This window comes from Streptococcus oralis subsp. tigurinus, from assembly GCF_002356415.1.
GTDB lineage: Bacteria > Bacillota > Bacilli > Lactobacillales > Streptococcaceae > Streptococcus > Streptococcus oralis_F.
In genome coordinates, this window is record NZ_AP018338.1 from 1,825,501 (window position 1) to 1,840,901 (window position 15,401).

12 protein-coding genes and 1 pseudogene are annotated in these 15,401 nt (G+C 43.1%); 1 reads left to right on the plus strand and 12 read right to left on the minus strand.

What is annotated here, in order from left to right; all coding sequences use genetic code 11:
* Positions 1-299: 299 nt before the first annotated feature.
* From purK to STO1_RS09400, 6 genes and pseudogenes are all read right to left on the minus strand, one after another.
* A complete protein-coding gene (purK, locus tag STO1_RS09380) occupies positions 300-1,391 on the minus strand; it encodes a 5-(carboxyamino)imidazole ribonucleotide synthase (RefSeq protein ID WP_096422931.1) in 1,092 nt (363 codons plus the stop codon).
* A complete protein-coding gene (purE, locus tag STO1_RS09385) occupies positions 1,378-1,869 on the minus strand; it encodes a 5-(carboxyamino)imidazole ribonucleotide mutase (RefSeq protein ID WP_096422933.1) in 492 nt (163 codons plus the stop codon). Before purE ends, purK begins: the two co-directional genes overlap by 14 nt.
* A gap of 31 nt (positions 1,870-1,900) precedes the next feature.
* Complete coding sequence (locus STO1_RS09940; RefSeq protein ID WP_096423014.1) at positions 1,901-2,017, minus strand: phosphoribosylaminoimidazole carboxylase; 117 nt, start codon at positions 2,015-2,017, stop codon at positions 1,901-1,903.
* Positions 2,018-2,111: 94 nt separating this feature from the next.
* Positions 2,112-3,374 carry a phosphoribosylamine--glycine ligase gene (purD, locus tag STO1_RS09395; RefSeq protein WP_096422935.1) on the minus strand — a complete coding sequence of 421 codons (1,263 nt, stop codon included), beginning with the start codon at positions 3,372-3,374 and terminating at the stop codon, positions 2,112-2,114.
* Between the two features lie 120 nt (positions 3,375-3,494).
* A pseudogene (locus STO1_RS10025) lies at positions 3,495-3,563 on the minus strand (IMP cyclohydrolase); the annotation flags it as partial.
* A gap of 69 nt (positions 3,564-3,632) precedes the next feature.
* Positions 3,633-3,908, minus strand: coding sequence for a helix-turn-helix domain-containing protein (locus STO1_RS09400; protein WP_033685261.1), 276 nt, complete (start codon positions 3,906-3,908; stop codon positions 3,633-3,635).
* Between the two features lie 114 nt (positions 3,909-4,022).
* On the opposite strand from STO1_RS09400, the gene STO1_RS09405 reads away from it, so the two are divergent.
* Entirely contained in the window at positions 4,023-5,195 is a 1,173-nt protein-coding gene (locus STO1_RS09405; protein WP_096422937.1) for an AIPR family protein, read from the plus strand.
* A 97-nt stretch (positions 5,196-5,292) separates the two neighbouring features.
* On the opposite strand, the gene STO1_RS09410 is transcribed toward STO1_RS09405, so the two are convergent.
* From STO1_RS09410 to STO1_RS09435, 6 genes are all read right to left on the minus strand, one after another.
* A protein-coding gene (locus STO1_RS09410) for an IS3 family transposase (RefSeq protein ID WP_096423016.1) occupies positions 5,293-6,644 on the minus strand; the annotation gives its coding sequence in 2 pieces (ribosomal slippage) (positions 5,293-6,203 and positions 6,203-6,644; 1,353 coding nt in all).
* 147 nt (positions 6,645-6,791) lie between these two features.
* Entirely contained in the window at positions 6,792-8,339 is a 1,548-nt protein-coding gene (purH, locus tag STO1_RS09415) for a bifunctional phosphoribosylaminoimidazolecarboxamide formyltransferase/IMP cyclohydrolase (protein WP_096422939.1), read from the minus strand.
* Between the two features lie 15 nt (positions 8,340-8,354).
* Entirely contained in the window at positions 8,355-8,900 is a 546-nt protein-coding gene (purN, locus tag STO1_RS09420; protein WP_007522571.1) for a phosphoribosylglycinamide formyltransferase, read from the minus strand.
* Positions 8,897-9,919: a phosphoribosylformylglycinamidine cyclo-ligase gene (gene purM, locus STO1_RS09425; protein ID WP_096422941.1), complete on the minus strand. Its 1,023-nt coding sequence runs from the start codon at positions 9,917-9,919 to the stop codon at positions 8,897-8,899. Before purM ends, purN begins: the two co-directional genes overlap by 4 nt.
* A 165-nt stretch (positions 9,920-10,084) precedes the next feature.
* Positions 10,085-11,581 (minus strand): amidophosphoribosyltransferase, encoded by a 1,497-nt coding sequence (purF, locus tag STO1_RS09430; RefSeq protein WP_007522567.1) that lies wholly within the window; start codon positions 11,579-11,581, stop codon positions 10,085-10,087.
* A 93-nt stretch (positions 11,582-11,674) separates the two neighbouring features.
* Complete coding sequence (locus STO1_RS09435) at positions 11,675-15,400, minus strand: phosphoribosylformylglycinamidine synthase (protein WP_096422943.1); 3,726 nt, start codon at positions 15,398-15,400, stop codon at positions 11,675-11,677.
* Position 15,401: the final 1 nt, after the last annotated feature.

A 15,401-nucleotide genomic window follows, 5' to 3' on the forward strand; every position in this document is an offset into this window, starting at 1 on the left:
TTTAATCAACTTTGGCATAATATTAAGATTATAGCTTCTGGATAATTTCTGAGTCTACTACCTTTCTATATTTTTCGTAAAAATGGTTAACAATTATTTGGAGATACTTTTAGTAAATATTATACCCCTGAAATAAAATTTTTTATTATATCTTGCTATTTATTTAAAAACCAACTATTTTTCATCAATATAAAAAATACTTTTCAAAACAATAATTACAAATCGTATATCATTAAGTAAAAGCTTGAACAGTTAGTCATACACAAATAATACTAAAATTATCACAAACATTAACTGTTCTAAAAATCAATCCCTTTACCAAATTCTTCAACCTTATCCGGCACATCACTAAACAAAGTCACATGCCCCATCTTGCGGTTGTGCTTCGCTTCTATTTTACCATACATGTGGAGGTGGACGCTTGGATTTTCTGTGACATATTTTTCAGCGACCTCGACGTGTTGGCCGAGAACATTAAGCATGACAGCAGGCGCATGCAGTTTAATGACTGGCAACGGTGCTCCGAGAACACCTAAGATATGGGTGTCAAACTGCGAGAAGTCACAGGCTTCGATAGAGTAGTGTCCTGAGTTGTGTGGACGTGGCGCAATTTCATTGACAATGATGTCATCAGCCATCGCAAACATTTCCACACAGAGCGTTCCAGACAAGTTGAGTTGCTCAGCGATTCTCACGGCCATGGCTTTAGCCTTGTCTGCTAGACTTTCTGAAATGCGAGCAGGCACGATGGTCTTAGACAGGATATTGTTGCGGTGGATATTTTCCTGAACAGGGAAAACCGTCACATCCTTGCCATTTCCTGACACTATGACGGAAATTTCAAGATCAAAGTTGACAAATTCTTCCAAAACACAGTCTGCTGAATCCGCTAGTGCATAAGCTTCTTCCAAGTCTGCTTCCGAGCGAATAACCTTTTGCCCATGCCCGTCGTAGCCACCAGTCGCAGTCTTTAGGACATAATTTTTAGAAAGGTCAATATCTGCCAAATCTTGACTAGAAGTCACGACCTTGTAAGGGGCAACAGTGACTTGAGCCTTGTTTGCGAGAAAGTCCTTTTCAAAGATGCGATTTTGAGAAATGCGGAGCAGGTTCGTTCCTTGAGGGAGTTGTCCCTCCTTGATGACAGCATCCAAACCGTCAGCATCGACATTTTCAAACTCATAAGTGAGGACATCGCAACGCTCAGCCAACTGACGGAGGGCATCCACATCATTATAAGGAGCCACGATTATCTCCGCCACGCGAGAGGCTGGGCAATCCGCCGCAGGATCCAGCGCGATGACCTTGTGCCCCATATAAATGGCAGAAATAGCCATCATCTGACCCAGCTGACCGCCACCGATAATTCCGATTGTTTTAGATGAGCTCATTTGTAGACTCCTCTGCGATTTTTCCTTGTTCTTCTGCGAAATCTGCCAAAGCTGTCGCGATAGCCTGATCCTCTACTGACAGGAGACGGAGGGCAAAGAGTGCCGCATTGGTCGCACCCGCTTCACCAATGGCCATAGTTGCCACTGGCACACCACCTGGCATCTGTACGATAGAGTAGAGCGAGTCCACGCCACTAAGAGCACGTGATTTGACTGGTACACCAATGACAGGCAGAGTGGTTTTTGCTGCGACCATACCTGGTAAATGGGCTGCGCCTCCAGCACCTGCAATAATGACCTTGATACCGCGACTCCGTGCTTCCTCGGCATGTCTAAACATGAGGTCTGGTGTCCGGTGGGCAGAGACAACTTTCTTTTCGTAGGCTACACCGAAGCGGTCTAGGATTTCGGCGGTTTTTTGCATGGTAGCCCAGTCGGATTTGGAGCCCATGATGATGGAAATAATTGGTTTAGTCATAATTTTCCTTTTCTTTCCTTTCTTTTTTCAATCACCTTAAGTTGTGAGGGACGGCAGCAGCCACCAAAGGTGTCTCATGCCTAAATTGGAAGCCCAAGGTCTTCCAATTTCCCTGAACGATTGGCTTATAATCCAATCGTTCTTTCACAACAGCGGTAATTGTTATTTTATTGCTCGCTGATGCTCGCAAGTTATGCAATCATTATCGTATTTGGCGACTTCGTCGCGTTATTCTTATATCTTTACTTAATTGCCTTGCTTCCGATATCTGTTCGGTAGAAGAGGCCTTCTGTTTTTTGTTGGGAGAGTTCTTGGTAGATGCTTTCTTGGGCTTCTTTGACGGTATCTGCTGTGGTGACGAGCATATAGACACGTCCGCCATTTGATAGCAGTGCTCTGCTATTTTCCGCAAACTTAGCTCCTGCATAGTAAGTGATGATGTCGCCCTCTGTTTTTGCTGGCAAGTTGACACCTTTTTCATAGTCTAGCGGGTAGCCATTGGATGCGACAACCACACCCAGAGTCACACCCTTGTCCGTCCACGTGATGTTTGGCTCCTTCCCATCGAGGATATCCGTAACATTTTGTGCAAAGTCAGATGTCAAACGAGGCAAGATGATTTGCGTTTCAGGATCTCCGAAGCGAGCGTTAAACTCGATAACCTTAGGTCCATCAGCTGTCAAGATAAGACCTGCGTAAAGGACACCAAGATACGGACGACCTTCTTTGATCATCCCTTCAAGAACTGGCTTGACAATGGTGTCAACCGCCGTACCAACCACGCTCTGTGACAAGTGAGGAACTGGCGCATAGGCACCCATGCCACCAGTGTTAGGCCCCTTGTCGCCATCATAGGCACGTTTGTGATCCTGAGCTGTTGGCATGATGTAGAACTTGTCACCATTGACAAAGGCAAAAAGTGAAAATTCCTCACCTTCAAGAAACTCCTCGATAACCACACGCGCCCCCGAGTCACCGAACTTATTGTCCAAAAGCATCTCGTGAGCGGCTTCGACCGCTTGCTCAACTGTCTCGGCAACGACGACACCTTTCCCAAGAGCCAATCCATCCGCCTTGACCACAATAGGGGCCCCTTGCTTTTCGATGTATGCCTTAGCTTCCTCAAAAACTGAAAATGTGCCATAGGCTGCTGTCGGAACGCCGTATTTGACCATGATTTCCTTAGCAAAATCCTTGGACCACTCCAGCTCTGCCGCCAATCTTGTCGGACCAAAGGCTTTGAGACCAGCTGCATTAAAATCATCGACAATCCCAGCAGCAAGAGCATCATCCGGCCCAATGAAGGTCCAAGCGATATCGTTGACCTTTGCAAATTCAATTAACTTAGAATGTTCGGAAATAGATATATTTACTAAATCAAGTCCATCTAAGGTCATCCCGTCATTCCCAGGTGCCACAAAAACTTGCTCAACGTCTTTAGACTCCAATAACTTCTTAGCAATCGCATGTTCACGACCACCCGAACCGACAACCAACAGTTTCATCTCTTAACCTCTTTTGCGAATTATTTACTAACATTATACCACAAACGTTCGTTTTAATCTTGTTTCACTTAGCATTTTAAGCCAAAAAAGGAAAGAAACTGTTTTCTTCCCTTTTGCTTCTTAATGTCTAAAATGTCTCACTCCTGTAAAGACCATAGTCAAGCCATATTTATCAGCCGCTTCAATAGAGTATGTTTATAAATTAAATTTTTAATAATAAAGACAGGTTTCGAAAATCTAAGTTCAAATAGAAATTGATTAAAGTAAGTCCAATATTTCTTTAACAAATTCAAGCTCATCAATCTCTAAAGCAATAGATAGGTTACGAATATTTTCTAACGATGGAATATTTTTACCGTTTTCGTAGTTACATAGCGTTTTTTCACTAATCCAATCATCACAATCAAAAAATTTTTGGCTACGATCATCTATAAATCCCTGTCTAGATTTTGGTAAATCCGTTAAGCTCGCTCTATGTTTTCTTATTAAATTTCCTATTTCTCTGTGTTGGGTTTCATTTTTTCTCAAAGTCATATTTTTATTATACCAAAAAGAACCTAGGTTCCTTTATTTATTTTTAAAAAAAGATATAATGCTAGTATAGCAATTGAAAAATCAACTTGCTGAATAAATTTTAGGAGGCTTACTATGAGCTCAACATTTAATTTTAAGGCTAGCGCCGTTCGAACTATCGAATCCCCGTCGCAAAAAGGTGTCACTACCTATTTTGTATATCTCAACTTTAGAGATCTCCCTTCCAACTTACCGATGGAAGTCAATCCGAGACAACCTAAAATGACTACAGCTGTTGCCAAATCGTTAATTAATGCTGTCAAATCGCCTGATACTGATTTCGATATCAATAATCGAGGAATAGTAATTGTTGCTAAACAATTCAAATTCACACCCAATCAAAATTTGGTATCTTTAGATCTAGGAGATGACCCTCAAAATTACGGAATCCTGGATGGTGGTCATACATACAAAGCGATTATAGATAATAGAGATCAGATTCACTCCGGACTAGATAAGTTTGTCAAACTTGAAATTATTGTTGGAGAACAATTGACAGTTTCACGTATAGCCGATGCACGAAACACTTCTGCTCAAGTTAGTGATATCGCATTGTTTGAACTAGACGATAAGTTTGATCTAATTAAAGACTCGTTGTCAAATGAACAATACGCTTCAGAGATTGCTTATAAAGATAACGAGAATAAAAGAATTCCAATTGCTGAATTAATTCGTTTGATGTTTACTTTCAATATTAAACGTTTCCCAGATGATAGTACTGCACCAGTATCTGCGTATTCTGGAAAACAAGCAGTATTCAAAGATTACCAAAAGGAATTCGGAACAGACAATAATATCTATGAAAAATTAGCACCTTTTCTTCCTGACTTAGTTGATCTTTATGAACTAATTCAAAAGGAACTTCCTAACAAATACCAAGAATACAAAAATTCTGAAGGAAAGAATGCAGCATTCGGAAGAATTCGTGGAGTTGAGGGCTCTGGAAGTTATTATACTGACTTTACTGAACAATCTATCAATTACAATATCTCTACTGGTTTTCTGATGCCTATTTTCGGTGCTTTTAGAGCATTACTTAGAGAATCCGATGGAAAAATCAGTTGGGAATTCGATCCTAAAGATGTATGGAAAATTGCTGGGACAAGACTGGTACAAAATACTTTCGATACAGATACTAACCCTCAACAAATTGGAAAAAGCAAAACACTATGGCAAGCTAATTATAGAATCGTTGATAGTGTCAGAAAAGATTTGCTTTTAGACAAGCTTTTGAATGAAAGAAATTAAGATAAAATTTTTTATAGAAGAATCTGCACAGTTTATGTAATTTAACTATCAAAAAAGCGCTCAACTTTGTACTGACCCCAAAAAGTTAGACAAATAATTATTGAAAGGATTTAGTTCTGTACTGCACAGGACTAAGTCCTTTTAGTTTTACCTTAATTCGTTTGTTGTTGTAATAATCAATATAGTCTACAATGGCTTGTTCCAATTGCTTAAGCGACTGAAACGACTCCTCATAACTGTAAAACATCTCCGACTTCAAAATACCAAAGAACGACTCCATCATGCCGTTGTCTGGGCTGTTGCCCTTGCGTGACATGGAGGCTTGAATTCCCTTACTCTCTAGGAACCGATGATAAGAATCATGTTGGTATTGCCAGCCCTGGTCGCTGTGTAAAATGGTATTTTCATAGTATTTCTCTGTGAATGCCTGTTCTAACATACTCTTCACTTGTTCTAAGTTGGGCGAAGTAGAAAGATGATAAGCAATAATTTCACTGTTAAAGCCATCTAAAACAGGGGATAAATAGAGTTTCTGTGTGCTATTTGGAATGGCAAACTCCGTTACATCTGTATAGCACTTTTCCATTGGTTTGGTTGCTTCAAATTTGCGTTGAATGAGATTATCTGCTTTCTTGCCAATCTCTCCTCGGTAGGAAGAATACTTCCGTTTACGACGAATTCGAGCCGTTAGACCAAGGACCGTCATCAGACGTTGAACTTTCTTATGATTCACTACAAAACCACGATTTCTGAGTTCGAGAGTAACTCGGCGATAGCCATAATTTCCTTTATGGTCATTATAAATAGTCTGAATTTCGGTTTTAAGCTCTTTATCTTTATCAACCCCATCCAGTTGTTTCAACTGATAATAGTAAGTTGGGCGAGCTAAACGTGCTGTTTCAAGAAGTAAATCTAGTCGAAATCCTCCTGAAGCCATTTCTCTAACTGTTTCTGCCTTTCTCGCTCTAGGGCTTCGTCCCTTTCCTCTAACTCTTTTAACTTTTTTAGGTAGGCCACCTCAGTCCGTAAGCGTTCATTCTCCTCCTGGAGTCGTTCTAATTCTGTCATTTCTTCCCAAGTTTTCTTTCGTTTACGTCCCATTTTAGCTGGTCTCCCTCTTATTTTCTCAACAATAGTATACCCGTTTTTCTTGTATTGCGCCAGCCAATTTGGAAGCATACCACGATTTGGGAGAGCATATTTGAGAGAAACTCTATCTTGAGACCAGTTTTCATGTAAAACTTTATCAATCATTTCTTGTTTTAATTCTGGGGAATAGTATCGATTCTTCCCCTTTTTAACGAACTCTATTCCGTAACGATCAATCAATTTAATCATGTACCTAAGATTAGAATTGTTTATCCCAAATTTATTTGAAAGCTGCTCTAAGCTATATCCTTGTTTTCTAAGTTCATAGATCTGAACTTTATCATCATAAGTTAATTTCATAGTAAAAACACCCCAAAAGTTAGATTTTTTCTGTCTAACTTTTGGGGTGCAGTTCACTTTGACTTGAGTGCTTTTTCTATATTTTAAAATTTTTATCATTAATACTGTTACACGATAAAATAAATTTAACGAAAAATGAATAAAATTTTAATGTCTAAAATGTCTTACTCCTGTGAAGACCATGGTCAAGCCATATTTATCCGCTGCTTCGATGGATTCTTGGTCACGGACAGATCCACCTGGTTGGATGATGGCTTTAATGCCTGCTTTGGCGATTTCTTCCACGTTATCTGCAAATGGGAAGAAGGCATCAGAAGCAAGGACTACGCCGTCAAGACGGTCTTTAGCTTGGTCAATAGCAATACGGACTGAAGCCACACGGTTGGTTTGACCTGGCCCAACGCCAAGTGTCATGTGATCATTGGTCATGATAATTCCGTTTGATTTGACGTACTTAATAGCCTTCCAAGCAAACTCAAGAGCAGTCGCCTCTGTCTCGGTTGGTTGACGTTTGGTCACCACTTGCCAGTCAGCTGGGCTTTCTTTGACAACGTCTTGATTTTGAACAAGGAGACCACCAACAACACCTGTGTATTCTGCCTCTACCTCACTAGCATCTTGAGCATCAAATGGCAAGGCAAGGATGCGCAAGTTTTTCTTTTTATTGGTCAAAATGGCTAGCGCTTCATCCGTATAGCTCGGTGCGATGATGATCTCGAGGAAAACGCCGTGCATCTTCTCAGCTGTCGCAGCATCCACCTCACGGTTAAGGACGACAATTCCACCAAAGATAGACACTGGGTCAGACTCATAAGCATAATCCCAAGCTGTTTCGATGTCATCAGCTTGACCAATTCCACATGGGTTCATGTGTTTGAGAGCCACAACGGTTGGACGGTCTTTGAAATCACGAATGATACGAATCGCCGCATCAGCGTCACGAATATTGTTGAATGACAATTCCTTACCGTTAAGCTGTTTAGCGGATGCAATGGAGTATTCCGTAGGAAGAGCTTTTTGGTAGAAGTCTGCATCTTGTTGAGGGTTTTCACCGTAACGCATGGGTTGCTTGAGGTCATAGGTCAAAGTGAGTTTTTCAGGTTTGCTTTCACCCACTTGAGCTGTGAAATACTCTGCAATCAAGGCGTCATAAGCCGCTGTGTGACGAAAAACCTTGGCTGCTAAACGTTGGCGAGTTTCATAAGTCGTTTCACCATTTGCTGCCAATTCATCAAGCACCACTGCATAGTCAGCAGGGTCTACCACAACCGTCACGCTGGCATGGTTTTTAGCTGCTGAACGAAGCATAGACGGCCCACCAATATCGATGTTCTCCACCGCATCAGCGTAGGTCACATCTGGTTTGAGAATCGTTTCCTTGAATGGGTAAAGATTTACTACAACGAGGTCAATCAATTCGATATTATTGTCCTTAGCCGCTTGAAGGTGGCTATCCAAGTCACGACGAGCGAGGAGCCCACCATGGATATTTGGATGGAGGGTCTTAACACGACCGTCCATCATTTCTGGGAAACCAGTCACATCATCGATGGCAACCGTGTCCACCCCAGCATTGTCAAGGACAACCTTGGTCCCACCTGTTGAGATAATGTCCCAACCAAGTTTTTTTAGTTCTTGGGCAAATTCAACAATGCCCGCTTTGTCTGAGACGCTGATTAAGGCGCGTTTAGTCATGTTTTTTCCTTTCATTTACTTGTCCAACAATTCTCTAATAGCCTCTGGATACAACTTGTACTCCGCTTCATGAATGCGAGCTTCAAAGTTTTCAATCGTATCACCAGCTAGACGTGGTACACGCACTTGTTTGATAACCTTTCCTGTATCCACTCCGGAATCCACCCAGTGAATGGTCACGCCGCTCTCAGCACCCCCAGCATTCCAAGCGTCCTCAATCCCATGAGCTCCTGGAAATTCGGGCAGGTAGGCTGGATGAATGTTGATAATTCGGCCCTCATAAGCTGCCAATAAGGTTGGCCCAACGATTTTCATGTAGCCAGCGAGGCAAACCAAGTCAATCTGGTGTTCTTCCAAGAGTTCGACAAGAGCAGCTTCGTAGTCCGCCTTGTTCTCAAACTCCTTGAGTTCAAAAGCATAGGACAGGACGCCGAGCTTTTCTGCACGCTCGAGCACATAGGCGTCACGATGGTCTGAAAAGACAAACTCTACCGGAAATTCTTCGGCAATCACCTGAAAATTCGAGCCATTACCAGAGGCAAAAACCGCTATTTTTTTCATTTGATGATGACACTTTCGTTTTCTTTCTTAACGATGCGACCAATTTCATAGACTGGTTCATCCAGCAATTCTTTGACACGACTTACATTTTCAGGGCTAACTGCCAACATGAGTCCAACTCCCATATTAAAGATTTCAAACATTTCTTGGTGCTTGATTTCACCGTATTTTTCAAGAGCCTTGAAAATCGGAAGCACTGGGACCTTGTCTTCTTCAATCTCCGCAGCTAGGTCAGCCGCAAACATACGAGGGACATTCTCGATAAATCCACCACCTGTGATGTGGGCAATACCGTTGACCAAGCCTTCCTTGATGAGTGGTAATACATCCTTGACATAGATACGAGTCGGCTCAAGCAGCACTTCCTTGAGTTGCTTGCCTTCTAATTCTGGCAAAACTTCCTCACCTGTGTAGTCCGCAAAAACACGACGCACGAGTGAATAACCATTTGAGTGAATCCCACTTGAAGCAAGCCCGAGAAGGACATCACCTTCAGCTACTTTTGAGCCGTCTATGATTTGAGATTTTTCAGCCACACCGACTGCAAAACCAGCCAAGTCGTAGTCATCTTCGCCATACATACCAGGCATTTCAGCCGTTTCCCCACCGATGAGAGCAGAGCCTGCCTGCACACAACCTTCTGCCACACCAGCAACGACTTGTTCTAGTTTAGCTGGTTCATTCTTCCCTGTCGCCACATAGTCGAGGAAATAGAGAGGTTCCGCACCTGCAGCGATGATATCATTAACACACATGGCTACACAGTCCTGCCCAATCGTATCATGCTTGTCGTACTTGATAGCCAACATGAGCTTGGTCCCAACGCCATCAGTCCCTGAGATCAATACTGGCTCTTTGACACCTGTTTTTGAAAGGTCAAACATGCCACCAAAGCCACCAAGAGCTCCCATGACACCTGCACGCTCCGTACGAGCCACGTGCTTTTTGATCCGTTCAACAACTTCATAACCCGCTTCAACATCCACTCCAGATTGAGCATAAGCATTCTTATTTGTCATTTTTATATTCCTTTTCTTTGAGAAGAGTGCGAAGTATTTTTAGATAAACAGTTATTTTATCTAAAAATACTAGTCAGGGCTCTAGCTTTGGTCCCATAGGGGAAAGCGTCTACTGACAAATGCTTTAGCTTTTAGTCAGTAGTGAGACGTGAGGCATAAGCATTTTTATTTGCCATTTTGTCTCCTCTTCCTTTCCTTTAATGGAGAATCTTTAGCCGTCTGTTTGTAAAAACTGGTCTTGTCACCCAAGCTTCTTTGATAGTCTTCCTCATAGTCGTAGAGAGGAGTTGGGTAGTCGCCATCAAAATAGGCGACACAAAGACCACCGTTTGGCGCATCTGTTTCGATGCCGATAGAATCAATCAAGCCATCAATCGAAAGATAGGTCAGGCTATCCGCACCAATGATTTGGCGAGTTTCTTCGACCGTATGATTGGCCGCAATCAGCTCCTGACGCGTCTGGATATCAATCCCGTAAAAACATGGATAAGCTAGCGCTGGACTGCCAATAGCAACATGAACCTCAGACGCACCTGCTTCTTTCAAAAGCTGAACGATACGACGAGAGGTCGTCCCACGAACAATGGAATCATCAATCATCACCACACGTTTGCCTTTGACAACACCCGAAACAGCAGACAGTTTCATCCGCACCCCTTGCTCCCGCAATTCTTGAGTCGGTTGGATAAAGGTGCGTTGCGTGTATTGGTTCTTGATGAGACCCATTTCATTTGGCAGACCAGATTCTTCTGCAAATCCCATAGCTGCGCTGAGCGAGGAATTTGGCACACCGACCACGATATCCGCTTCGTGCTTGAACTCACGCGCTAATTGGGCCCCCATACGTTTGCGAGCTGTATGGACGTTGACACCATGGATATTAGAGTCAGGACGAGCAAAATAGATATACTCCATAGAGCAAATCGCCAATTGGGTATCATTCGTATAGCTATCGTACTGGATGCCATTGTCATCCACAATCACAATTTCTCCTGGTTTTACATCACGAATCCACTCGGCACCGATGACCTCAAAGGCACAGGTTTCAGACGAAACCACCACCGCTCCATTGGCCATTTTCCCGATTGAAAGCGGACGAAAGCCATTAGGATCAAGCGCAGCAATCAACTTGTCTTCAAACAGCAGGATATAAGCAAATCCACCTTTGACAAGGCTGAGCGCCTCTTTGATTTTGCCCATCAAGTTCGGATTGTGACTTCGACGAATGAGGTGAGCCAAGATTTCCGAGTCCGAAGTTGAACTGAAAATAGCTCCTCTTTGTTCCAATTCTTTCTTGAGCGATTCGGCATTGGTCAAGTTTCCGTTATGAGCCAATCCAAACTGCATATCGTGAAAGCGGAAGAGGAAGGGCTGGATATTATCTACAGAAGCTTCGCCAGCAGTCGCATAACGAACATGCCCAATCGCGCTCGTTCCAGTCAGTTTATCCAAATTAGCTGGATTTCTAAACACTTCTGATAAAAGCCCCATATCACGATGACGCTTCAATTGTCCCTGATCATTGGAGAGGATTCCTGCCCCTTCCTGACCACGGTGCTGAAGACTATGGAGACCAAAATAGGTCAATTTAGCAGCATCTGGATGCCCCCAGATACCGAAAACACCACATTCTTCATTAAGAGATTTTACTTCGTATGTCATTTTTTATACCTAATTTTTATTTGTGTAGCACCAAGAGCTAAATCTACATGACTTTTACATTACTGATACTATCTATTAGAAAATCTGTAAGTCTTATTTTCCAGTAAAGTATTTAACCGCCGACGCGAACAGGTGCTGGTCTTTATTTCCTGGAATATTTTGGAAAAGACCATCTTCATAACGTTCTGAGTGTCCCATTTTACCGATGATTTGACCATTCTTGCTAGTAATTCCTTCGATGGCATTTACAGAACCATTTGGATTGTACTTAGAGTCCATGCTTGGTTTGCCGTCAAAATCAACGTATTGGCTGAAAATTTGTCCATTGTCACGGAGCTCAGCGAATTCCTCAGCCGTCACGACAAACTTCCCTTCACCGTGCGATACTGGAATGGCGTGGATATCGCCCACTTGCACTCCAGCCAACCATGGTGAGTTGGTATTGGCAATCCGAGTTTCCACCATCTTGGCCACGTGCTGGTTGGCATCATTGTAGAAGAGGGTTGGACTAGTGCTGCTTGCATCCTCGAAGTTACCGTATGGAAGAAGACCTGATTTGACAAGAGCTTGGAATCCATTACAGATACCAATAATCAAGCCACCACGAGCGATAAAGCTATCAATCGCTACACGCACTTTTTCATTGAGCAGGATATTGACAATAAACTTAGCTGATCCATCCGGCTCATCCGCAGCTGAGAAACCACCTGCAAAGAAGAGAATGTTTGCCTTGCCGATATTGTCAACCATGGTTTCAACCGACTTGACAATAGCCTCTTCATTCAAGGTCACAAATGGCACCAAGTTGACCTCTGCACCTTCTTTTTCGAAGGCCTTTGCTGAATCATATTCTGAGTTGGTTCCTGGGAAGACTGGGATGTAAACCACAGGTTTTTCAATGGTTTCTTTAGCTTTGATAACTTCGTTAGAATCGACAGCTGGAACTTCTTCCAGTTCTTTAGCTTGGGCAAATTCTGTTGGGTAAACTTCTTCCAGTTTTCCTTGGAAGGCACTGTCAAGTTTCTGTCTATCTAGCTTCACACCGTTGACAATCAGTGTAAAGTCTGCTTTTGTTTGTCCAATTTTCTCTACTCCAGTAATCTCTTCAAGAGATGTGAAGACAAATCCGCCTAATTGAGCTGTCAAAGAACTTTCAAATTCAGGCAAGGTCACCTCTGCACCGATATGGTTCCCAAAGGTAGCAAGAGCCAAACTTTCAAGGATACCACCATATTTAACAGCTGATGCAGATGTCACTTTGTGATCCTTTTGAAGGGCTTCAAACTGAGCAAAATTAGACTTAATCAAGTCAAAATCAATCTCTGCTGAGAGGGCTTGACCTGGGATGTAGTAGATGTTTTCACCAGCAGTCTTGAATTCAGGCGAAAGCACCTTACGGCTATCTGCTGTCGTTACCCCAAAGGCAACCAAGGTTGGCGGTACTGTCAATTCTTCAAAGGTACCGGACATAGAGTCCTTACCACCGATAGATGGCAAACCAAGTTGAATTTGTGCTTCGATAGAACCTAGAAGAGCCGCTACTGGCTGACCGAAACGCTCGGCTTGCTTGTCCATACGCTCGAAGTACTCTTGGTAAGAGAAGCGAGCCTTGGACCAGTTTGCACCAGTCGCAACCAAACGAGCGGTTGCTTCGATCACTGCATAGGCAGCACCGTGGTATGGAGACCATTCTGCTACATAAGGATTGAATCCTTGAGCCATAACAGACGCAGTATGAGTCACACCATGTTGAACTGGCAATTTTTGTACAGATGCCTCAGTCGGTGTGAGTTGGTAACGACCACCAAGCGGGTGATTGACTGTAGAACGACCGACCGAACAGTCAAAGATAGTTTGCAATCCTTTTTGACTCGCATGGTTGAGATCAGATAGAACCGCAAGGGTATCAGCTTCAAGTGTGTCAGCAGATGTTTGACGTTCTTCTGGAAGTTCGACATCCTTGTCCACCACCTTTGCATCAACGACTACACGCACACCGTTTGTATCAAGGAAACGACGTTCCAAGTCGACGATGGTTTCCCCATTCCAGTGCATGACAAGATTTGGTTTTTCAGTCACTGTTGCCACAACAACAGCGTCAATATTTTCTTTATTACATTCTGCAACGAAGGCATCTACATCCTCAGGACGCACCACAACTGCCATCCGTTCTTGTGATTCAGAGATCGCAATTTCTGTTCCATTCAAGCCTTGGTATTTAAGAGGAACCTTGTTGAGGTCGATTTCAAGACCATCTGCCAATTCACCGATAGCCACACAGACACCACCCGCACCAAAGTCGTTAGATTTCTTGATGAGACGAGTGACATCGCCATTGCGGAAGAGGCGCTGAATCTTGCGTTCTTCGATGGCATTTCCTTTTTGAACCTCGGCACCAGCAGTCTCCACAGACTCAACCGTTTGAACCTTAGAAGACCCTGTCGCACCACCGACACCATCACGTCCTGTCTTACCACCAAGAAGGATAATCACATCTCCCGCTTCCGGTTTTTCACGGACAACATTCTCTTTTGGAGCAGCCCCAACAACAGCACCCAGCTCCATGCGTTTGGCTACAAATCCTGGGTGGAAGTACTCACGAACGTAGGTCGTTGCAAGACCAATCTGATTCCCGTATGAAGAATAACCATGGGCCGCTGTTTTAGAAATCACTTGTTGTGGCAATTTACCAGCACGAGTTTCCGAAATCGGTGCTGTAATATCACCAGCACCTGAGATACGCATGGCTTGGTAGACATATGAGCGACCTGACAATGGGTCACGAATAGCACCACCGATACAAGTAGCCGCTCCACCAAATGGTTCAATTTCCGTTGGGTGGTTGTGGGTTTCATTCTTGAACATGAGGAGCCATGGCTCTTTCACTCCATTCACATCCACTTCGATTTCTACTGAGCAAGCATTGATTTCGTCTGACACTTCCATATCATCCAAACGTCCATTAGCACGCTCATAACGACCAAAAATAGTCGCCATATCCATCAAGGTTTGCGGTTTTTCAGAACGACCTAATTCCTCGCGCATAGCGATATATTTGTCATAGGTTGCCTGTAATTGTTTTTGAAATTTAGAAGCTGAGAAATCAATGTTCTTCAACTCAGTCTCAAAAGTCGTGTGACGACAATGGTCAGACCAGTAAGTATCCAAAACCTTGAGTTCAGTCTCAGTTGGCACGCGCCCGATTGACTTGAAATAGTCTTGGATAAAGAGCAAATCATCCACTTCCATAGCCATCCCTTGCTCGGCCTTGTAGCGGGCAAAGTCTTCTGCTGTATAGCTTTCAAAGAAAGTCAATTTTGGAATGGTCTTGTCTGACTCTGAAAATTCCTGTTTGGCAATCCCTGTTTTGATGTCCTTGAAACGTGAATCCACTGGATTGAGCAGGTAGTTCTTGACCGCGTCCAATTCAGTCGCATCAATATCTTTATTAACCAAGTAAAGTTGAGCTGTATTGACCGTTACGTCACTAGAACTTCCCAGCAAAAGCAAGGCTTCCTGTGAAGATGCCGCACGCTGGTCAAACTGCCCCGGCAAGCTTTCGATGGCAAAGAAAGCATAATTGGAAAGATCAGCCTGCACAACCGCTTCATCCAAGACATGGTCTGTCACCTGCTCAGAGAAGATATGTTTTTCTGCAGGTGCAAACAAGTCCTCTGACAAGTCAAAAACATCATAAACTTGCACAATGCGAATACTTTTCAAAGTTGACAGTCCCAAGTTGTGCTGGAGTTCTCTTACCAAACTCTCTGACTTGACCTGAAAATCAGCCTTTTTTTCAACAAAAATACGTTTATCCATC

What these genes read in the sequence shown, in the direction of transcription:
- purN (WP_007522571.1), bottom strand. Translation starts at nt 8,900, where the DNA reads ATGAAAAAAATAGCGGTTTTTGCCTCTGGTAATGGCTCGAATTTTCAG.
- STO1_RS09435 (WP_096422943.1), bottom strand. Translation starts at nt 15,400, where the DNA reads ATGGATAAACGTATTTTTGTTGAAAAAAAGGCTGATTTTCAGGTCAAG.
- purF (WP_007522567.1), bottom strand. Translation starts at nt 11,581, where the DNA reads ATGACATACGAAGTAAAATCTCTTAATGAAGAATGTGGTGTTTTCGGT.
- purD (WP_096422935.1), bottom strand. Translation starts at nt 3,374, where the DNA reads ATGAAACTGTTGGTTGTCGGTTCGGGTGGTCGTGAACATGCGATTGCT.
- purK (WP_096422931.1), bottom strand. Translation starts at nt 1,391, where the DNA reads ATGAGCTCATCTAAAACAATCGGAATTATCGGTGGCGGTCAGCTGGGT.
- STO1_RS09405 (WP_096422937.1), top strand. Translation starts at nt 4,023, where the DNA reads ATGAGCTCAACATTTAATTTTAAGGCTAGCGCCGTTCGAACTATCGAA.
- purM (WP_096422941.1), bottom strand. Translation starts at nt 9,919, where the DNA reads ATGACAAATAAGAATGCTTATGCTCAATCTGGAGTGGATGTTGAAGCG.
- purH (WP_096422939.1), bottom strand. Translation starts at nt 8,339, where the DNA reads ATGACTAAACGCGCCTTAATCAGCGTCTCAGACAAAGCGGGCATTGTT.
- purE (WP_096422933.1), bottom strand. Translation starts at nt 1,869, where the DNA reads ATGACTAAACCAATTATTTCCATCATCATGGGCTCCAAATCCGACTGG.
- STO1_RS09400 (WP_033685261.1), bottom strand. Translation starts at nt 3,908, where the DNA reads ATGACTTTGAGAAAAAATGAAACCCAACACAGAGAAATAGGAAATTTA.